This is a genomic window from Streptomyces sp. NPDC060194 (genome assembly GCF_042728285.1).
Lineage (GTDB): Bacteria > Actinomycetota > Actinomycetes > Streptomycetales > Streptomycetaceae > Streptomyces.
Genome location: NZ_JBHWZH010000207.1, coordinates 1 through 7609, shown reverse-complemented (window position 1 = coordinate 7609; position 7609 = coordinate 1). Strand labels below are relative to the sequence as shown.

6 protein-coding genes and 1 pseudogene are annotated in these 7609 nt (G+C 69.4%); 4 read left to right on the top strand and 3 right to left on the bottom strand.

Features of this window, described 5'->3' with window-relative positions; all coding sequences use genetic code 11:
* Positions 1-96: 96 nt before the first annotated feature.
* The 4 genes and pseudogenes from ACFWEG_RS27325 to ACFWEG_RS27310 all read left to right on the top strand — a co-directional run bounded on the left by ACFWEG_RS27325 (position 97) and on the right by ACFWEG_RS27310 (position 4262).
* Complete coding sequence (locus ACFWEG_RS27325; RefSeq protein ID WP_387220318.1) at positions 97-1020, top strand: ABC transporter permease; 924 nt, start codon at positions 97-99, stop codon at positions 1018-1020.
* Complete coding sequence (locus ACFWEG_RS27320; RefSeq protein ID WP_387220317.1) at positions 1013-1990, top strand: ABC transporter permease; 978 nt, start codon at positions 1013-1015, stop codon at positions 1988-1990. The genes ACFWEG_RS27325 and ACFWEG_RS27320 overlap by 8 nt, the downstream gene beginning before the upstream one ends.
* Positions 1991-1996: 6 nt before the next feature.
* A pseudogene (locus ACFWEG_RS27315) lies at positions 1997-2923 on the top strand (ABC transporter ATP-binding protein); the annotation flags it as partial.
* Between the two features lie 181 nt (positions 2924-3104).
* Positions 3105-4262 (top strand): ABC transporter ATP-binding protein, encoded by a 1158-nt coding sequence (locus tag ACFWEG_RS27310; RefSeq protein ID WP_387220314.1) that lies wholly within the window; start codon positions 3105-3107, stop codon positions 4260-4262.
* Positions 4263-4346: 84 nt separating this feature from the next.
* Here the strand turns inward: ACFWEG_RS27310 and ACFWEG_RS27305 are convergent, their stop codons facing one another.
* Genes ACFWEG_RS27305 through ACFWEG_RS27295 form a run of 3 tightly spaced genes read right to left on the bottom strand, consistent with a single transcriptional unit; the run spans position 4347 to position 7528 of the window.
* A complete protein-coding gene (locus ACFWEG_RS27305) occupies positions 4347-5462 on the bottom strand; it encodes an ABC transporter ATP-binding protein (RefSeq protein ID WP_387220312.1) in 1116 nt (371 codons plus the stop codon).
* A gap of 13 nt (positions 5463-5475) precedes the next feature.
* Positions 5476-6537, bottom strand: a complete 1062-nt coding sequence (locus tag ACFWEG_RS27300) for an ABC transporter ATP-binding protein (RefSeq protein WP_387220310.1) — start codon at positions 6535-6537, stop codon at positions 5476-5478.
* 13 nt (positions 6538-6550) lie between these two features.
* A complete protein-coding gene (locus ACFWEG_RS27295) occupies positions 6551-7528 on the bottom strand; it encodes an ABC transporter permease (protein ID WP_387220308.1) in 978 nt (325 codons plus the stop codon).
* Between the last annotated feature and the right edge of the window lie 81 nt (positions 7529-7609).

Below are 7609 nucleotides of genomic sequence, written 5' to 3'. Positions count from 1 at the left end.
GCCCGGTGACCACGCCGGGCCGCGCGCCGCTTCCCCCGGTTCCACAACTCCCGTGAGGCGCACCGTCGTTCACGGAACCGACCCCCGGAGACGTCCATGGGACGCTATGTGATCCGGCGGCTGCTGCAGATGATCCCGGTCTTCTTCGGCGCCACGCTGCTGATCTTCCTGATGGTGAACGTGATGGGCGACCCGGTCGCCGGCCTCTGCGGCGACCGCCAGTGCGACCCGGCCACCGCCGCCCGGCTGCGCGCCGACCTCGGCCTCGACAAGCCGGTGTGGCAGCAGTACCTGACCTACATGGGCAACGTCTTCACCGGCGACTTCGGCACCGCCTTCAACGGCCAGCCGGTGATCGACCTGATGGGCAGCGCCTTCCCGGTGACGATCCGGCTCACGATCGTCGCGATCCTCTTCGAGATCGTCATCGGCATCACCCTCGGTGTGGTCACCGGCCTGCGCCGCGGTCACCCGGTCGACACGAGCGTGCTGATCCTGACGCTCGTGGTGATCTCGGTCCCCACCTTCGTCACCGGTCTGCTGCTGCAGTTCCTGCTCGGTCAGAAGTGGGGGGTCATCGACCCCTCGGTGTCGTCCGCCGCCCCCTTCAGCGAGCTGATCGTGCCCGGCCTCGTCCTCGCCTCGGTCTCGCTGGCCTACGTCACCCGCCTCACCCGCACGTCGATCGCCGAGAACCGCCGCGCCGACTACGTCCGCACCGCGACCGCCAAGGGACTGCCGCGCCGGCGGGTCGTCACCCGCCACCTGCTGCGCAACTCGCTGATCCCGGTGGTCACCTTCATCGGCACCGACATCGGCGCGCTCATGGGCGGCGCCATCGTCACCGAGCGGATCTTCAACATCCAGGGCGTCGGCTACCAGCTCTACCAGGGCATCCTGCGGCAGAACACCCAGACCGTCGTCGGCTTCGTGACCGTCCTGGTGATCATCTTCCTGCTCGCCAACCTGCTCGTCGACCTCCTGTACGCCGTACTCGACCCGAGGATCCGCTATGCCTGAACCGCACGTCCCCGACGACAGGTCGGCGATCGCGTCCACCGGAGCGGGCGGCGCGACGGACCTCGCCATGAGCGAGGGCGCCACCCTGGAGGGCAGCGGGTCCGGGGGCCAGGGCCCCGAGGGCAAGCCGCGCAGCCTCTGGTCCGACGCCTGGCACGACCTGCGGCGCAAGCCCGTCTTCATCATCTCCTCGCTGATCATCCTGTTCCTGATCGTCATCTCGATCTGGCCCCAGCTGATCGCCTCCGGCAACCCGCTCTCCTGCGACCTCTCCAAGGCCCAGCAGGGCTCCCAGCCCGGCCACCCCTTCGGCTTCAACGGACAGGGCTGCGACGTCTACACCCGCACGGTCTACGGCGCCCGCGCCTCGGTCACCGTCGGCGTCTGCGCCACGCTCGGGGTCGCGATCGTCGGCTCCGTGCTCGGCGGGCTCGCCGGCTTCTTCGGCGGGGGATGGGACGCCGTCCTCTCCCGGCTCACCGACGTCTTCTTCGCCATCCCCGTCGTCCTCGGCGGCCTGGTGCTCCTCTCGGTGGTCAAGGCGGACACCGTCTGGCCGGTCGTCGGCTTCATGGTGCTGCTCGGCTGGCCGCAGATCTACCGCATCGCCCGCGGCTCGGTCATCACCGCCAAGCAGAACGACTACGTGCAGGCCGCCCGCGCACTGGGCGCGTCCAACTCCCGGATGCTGCTGCGGCACATCACGCCCAACGCGGTCGCCCCGGTGATCGTGGTGGCGACCATCGCGCTCGGCACGTACATCGCCCTGGAGGCGACCCTGTCCTACCTCGGCGTGGGCCTCCGGCCGCCCACCGTCTCCTGGGGCATCGACATCTCCAGCGCCTCGGCCTACGTCCGCAACGCCCCGCACATGCTGCTCTGGCCGGCCGGTGCGCTGGCGGTCACCGTGCTCGCGTTCATCATGCTCGGCGACGCGGTGCGCGACGCCCTCGACCCGAAGCTGAGGTAGGCGGACATGCTGCTCGAAGTACGCGACCTGCAGGTCGAGTTCCGCACCCGGGAGGGGGTCTCCCGGGCCGTCAACGGCGTCAACTACCACGTCGACGAGGGCGAGACGCTCGCCGTCCTCGGCGAGTCCGGCTCGGGCAAGTCGGTGACCGCGCAGGCCGTCATGGGCATCCTCGACATGCCGCCGGGCCGGATCACCGGCGGTGAGATCCTCTTCGAGGGCCGCGACCTCCTCACGCTCAAGGAGGAGGAGCGCCGGAAGGTGCGCGGCGCCCAGATGGCGATGATCTTCCAGGATGCGCTCTCCTCCCTCAACCCGGTGCTCACCGTGGGCGAGCAGCTCGGCGAGATGTACGTCGTGCACCGCGGGATGTCGAAGAAGGACGCCCGGGCGAAGGCCGTCGAGCTGATGGACCGGGTCCGCATCCCGGCCGCGAAGGAGCGGGTGGGGCAGTACCCGCACCAGTTCTCCGGCGGCATGCGGCAGCGCATCATGATCGCGATGGCGCTCGCCCTGGAGCCCAAGCTGATCATCGCCGACGAGCCCACCACCGCGCTCGACGTCACCGTCCAGGCCCAGGTCATGGACCTCCTCGTCGAGCTCCAGCGCGAGCTGCGGATGGGGCTCATCCTCATCACCCACGACCTCGGCGTGGTCGCCGACGTCGCCGACCGGATCGCGGTCATGTACGCGGGCCGGATCGTGGAGTCCGCGCCCGTCCACGAGATCTACAAGGCCCCCGCCCACCCCTACACCCGGGGCCTGCTCGACTCCATCCCGCGCCTCGACCAGAAGGGCCAGGAGCTCTACGCGATCAAGGGCCTCCCGCCCAACCTCACCCGCATCCCCCCCGGCTGCGCCTTCAACCCCCGCTGCCCCCGCGCCCGCGAGGTCTGCCGCGAGCAGGTCCCGCCGCTGTACGAGGTGACGCCCGACGGGCGGAACCCCGGGGCCGGGGCGGAGCTCGCGAAGGACGCCCCGCGCGAGCAGGGCAGCACGCTCGCCGGCGAGGCCGTGCCCGGGGCCGGCAGGCCCGAGGACCCCTCCGCCGACCGCGAGCGCCTCACGGCCGGTGAACGCAGGAGCGCCTGCCACTTCTGGAAGGAGACGCTCGATGACGCACCCTGACCACGTCAGCAAGAGCCACCTGCGTGACGAGGGCGACGAGGCGGCCCGGCTGCTCGCGCACGCCCGCGCGGAGTCCGCGCACGCGGCGAACGGCGGTCCCGAGCCGATCCTCCAGGTCCGCGACCTGGAGAAGCACTACCCGCTCACCCAGGGCATCCTCTTCAAGAAGCAGGTCGGCGCCGTCCGGGCCGTCGACGGTGTCAGCTTCGACCTGGCGGCCGGGGAAACCCTCGGCATCGTCGGCGAGTCCGGCTGCGGCAAGTCGACCGTCGCGAAGATGCTCGTCAACCTCGAACGCCCCACCGCCGGAAAGATCCTCTACAAGGGCGAGGACATCAGCCGGCTCTCCGCCCGCGCCCTGAAATCCGTGCGCCGCAACATCCAGATGGTGTTCCAGGACCCGTACACCTCGCTCAACCCCCGGATGACCGTCGGCGACATCATCGGCGAGCCGTACGAGATCCATCCCGAGGTCGCGCCGAAGGGCGACCGGCGGCGCAAGGTCCAGGACCTGCTCGACGTCGTCGGCCTGAACCCGGAGTACATCAACCGCTACCCGCACCAGTTCTCCGGCGGCCAGCGCCAGCGCATCGGCATCGCCCGCGGCCTCGCCCTCCAGCCGGAAATCATCGTCGCCGACGAGCCGGTCTCCGCGCTCGACGTCTCCGTCCAGGCCCAGGTGATCAACCTGCTCGACCGGCTGCAGAGCGAGTTCCACCTGTCCTACGTCTTCATCGCCCACGACCTGTCGATCGTCCGCCACATCTCCGACCGGGTGGGCGTGATGTACCTCGGCCGGATCGTCGAGATCGGCACCGACCGGGAGATCTACGAGCACCCCACCCACCCCTACACCCAGGCGCTGCTCTCCGCCGTCCCCGTCCCCGACCCGGTCGCCCGCGAGTCCCGCGAGCGCATCCTGCTCGCCGGCGACGTCCCCTCCCCGGCCAACCCGCCCAGCGGCTGCCGCTTCCGCACCCGCTGCTGGAAGGCCCAGGAACGCTGCGCCCTGGAGGTCCCCCTCCTCGCCGTCCCCGCCGTCTTCCGCATCGACGGCGGCGCGGCCGCCCACGACTCCGCCTGCCACTTCGCCGAGGAACGCCAGGTGGTCCCGGGACAGGCGGACCCGGGCGACCGCGCCTGACGCGCTCTGACGGGCCGGCGTACGCAGAAGGGCCGGTCCCCTCCGGTATGGAGGGGACCGGCCCGTTCGTTCAGCGGGTGCGGCTCAGTGCTCGGCCTCGAGCGCCTTCAGGCCCGGGTCGAGCACGACGTCCTCGGCGCGGTCGGCCGCCGCGATCGTCGGGTCCTCGGGGAAGTGGCAGGCGGTCAGGTGACCGTCGGCGTTGCCGGAGAGCTGCACCAGCGGCGGCTCCTCCGTCGCGCACTTGTCCTGCGCCTTCCAGCACCGCGTCCGGAACCGGCAGCCCGAGGGCGGGTTGACCGGCGAGGGCACGTCCCCGGCGAGGCGGATGCGCTCGCGCGCCTCCTCCTCGTCGTCCAGGGCGACCTCGGGGACGGCGGAGAGCAGCGCGTGCGTGTACGGGTGGCGCGGGCCGTTGTAGATCGAGTCGCGCGGACCCACCTCGACGATCTTGCCGAGGTACATGACCGCGACCCGCTGCGAGAAGTGCCGGACGATCGCTAGGTCGTGCGCGATGAAGAGGAACGCGATGCCCATCTCCTCCTGCACCTTCTGGAGCAGGTTGACGACCTGGGCCTGGATCGACACGTCGAGCGCGGAGACCGGCTCGTCCGCCACGATCAGCTTCGGCTCCAGCGCGAGCGCGCGGGCCACCCCGATGCGCTGCCGCTGGCCGCCGGAGAACTCGTGCGGGAAGCGGTTGTAGTGCTCCGGGTTGAGCCCGACGGTCTCCAGCAGCTCTTGGACCCGCTTCTCACGCCCGCCGGGCGGGTTGATCCCGTTGATCTCCATCGGCGACTTGATGATCGTGCCGACCGTCTGCCGCGGATTCAGCGACGAGTACGGGTCCTGGAAGATCATCTGGATCTCGGACCGCACGGGGGCGAGCTGCTTGCGGTTGGCGCGGGTGATGTCCTGGCCCTGGTACGTGATCTTCCCACCGGTCGGCTGCAGGAGCCGGGTCACCAGGCGGCCGGTCGTCGACTTGCCGCAACCGGATTCACCGACCAGGCCGAGTGCCTCGCCCTGGTGGACGGTCAGGTCGACGCCGTCGACGGCCTTGACGGCACCGACCGTCCGCTTGATCGGGAAGCCGCCCTTGATCGGGAAGTGCATGCTCAGGTTCTCGGCGACCAGGAGCGGCGCGCCGCCCTGCGTCGCCTCGCCCCGCGGCGAGGGGAGGGTGAGGTTGTCGGTCATTGGGTCAGTCTCCCTAGCCCAGCCGGGGCTTGATTTTCTCGACGAAGAAGGTCTGCTTCTGCGCGGGCGTCAAATGGCACGCCGCCCCGCGTCCCGCCGGCAGCTCCGGGCGGTCTGTGACACACCGGTTGCCGGGGACCTCCGAGGAGAAGCCGCACCGGGGGTTGAACGCGCAGCCCGACGGCGGGTTGAGCAGGCTCGGCGGGGAGCCGGGGATGGGGGTGAGCTGCTGGCCGACGTCCGAGCCGAGGCGCGGCATCGAGCTGAGCAGGCCCCAGGCGTACGGGTGCTCGGGGGTGCGGAGCACCTCGCGGCGGCTGCCGCGCTCCACCGCCCGGCCCGCGTACATGACCATGATGTCGTCCGCCATGTTGGAGATGACGCCGAGGTCGTGGGTGATGAAGACGATCGCGGAGCCGAACTCCTGCTGGAGGTCCTTGAGCAGGTCGAGGATCTGCGCCTGCACGGTGACGTCGAGCGCGGTGGTCGGCTCGTCAGCGATGAGCAGGTCGGGGTCGCAGACCAGTGCCATGGCGATCATCGCGCGCTGGCGCATGCCGCCGGAGAACTGGTGCGGGTAGTCGTCCACGCGCAGCTTGGGCTGCGGGATGCCGACCTTCTCCAGCATCTGGATGGTCCGGTCCCGTGCCTCCTTCTTGGAGGCCCCGGTGTGCTTCATGTACGGCTCGGAGATCTGCCGGCCCACCGTGTAGTAGGGCGACATGGCCGTCAGCGGGTCCTGGAAGATCATCGCGGCCTTGTTGCCGCGGATCTTCTCCATCTCCCGCTCGGACGCGCCGATCAGCTCCTGACCGTCCAGCCAGATCTCGCCCTGCACGTTGGTCGACTTCGGGTTGTGCAGCCCGAGGATCGTCAGGTTCGTCACCGACTTGCCGGAGCCGGACTCGCCGACGATACCGAGGGTCTTGCCGCGTTCGATGTCGAAGCTGAGGCCGTCTACGGCCTTGACGATGCCGTCCTCGGTAGAGAACTGCACCCGCAGGTCGCGGACGGAGAGGAAGGACCTCGATCCGTCGGTGGACAGGCCGCCCGATTCCTTGGTCAGAGTGGTCATGGGTGGGGGTCTCCTAGGCCAGCCGTACGCGCGGGTCGATGGCCGCGTACAGGGCGTCCACGATGATGTTCAGGATCAGGATGAATGCGGCGCCGACGAGCATGACGCCCATGGTCATCGGAAGGTCGCGGTTCACCACGGACTGGACGGCGAGTCGGCCGAGTCCGGCCAGACTGAACGTGAACTCCGTCACGACCGCGCCGCTGAGCAGGCCACTGAGATCGATGCCGAGGATCGTCACGATGGGGATGAGCGAGCCGCGCCAGGCGTACCGGAAGAAGACGTACTTGCTGGTCATGCCCTTGGCGCGAGCAGTTCGCACATGCTCTTCCTGGAGCTGCTCGATGAGGGTGGCGCGGGACATCCGGGTGTACTGGGCGGTGAAGATCAGCGACATCACGAACCACGGGATGAGCAGGCCGCCGGCCCAGCTGAGCGGATCCTCGGTGAACGGGATGTACTTCGGCTCGTTGAGCCAGCCGGTGGACCAGACCAGCAGACCCATCACGACGGGGCCCAGGAAGTAGATCTGCATGGAGCTCGCGACCAGCGAGGTGCTGGTGAACGTCTTGTCGAGAGCGTTGCCCTTGTTGCGGGCGGCGATCATGCCCGCGCCGATGCCCAGGGTCGTGAAGATGATCAGACCACCGATGGTCAGCGACAGCGTGAGCGGGAACCGGTCGACGATGGTGTCCCAGATCAGCTGCTGGTCGTTGAAGGAAATGCCCAAGCACGGGGCGGGGCAGTGCCCGACGCTGAAGTCCCGTCCGAGGAAGACCCCCGATGCGAAGTTCCAGTACTGGACGATCACCGGATCATCGATGCCAAGGTTCTGGCGGATGACCTCCAAAGCGTCGGGGGTGCAGTTCTTGCCGCAGGCCAGGAGGGCCGGGTCCGCGGGCACCGCGAAGTAGGCGAAGAAGGTGAAGGCGCTGATCAACACGAGAATGAGGGCAGCGCCCAGTGACCTGCGGATGAGAAAGCGAGTCATGAGGGGTCCACGGTTCCTGGACTACGGCGGCGGGCGGAGACCGGCGGCAGGGCGCACGACTGACCAAGAGCCATGCACGCT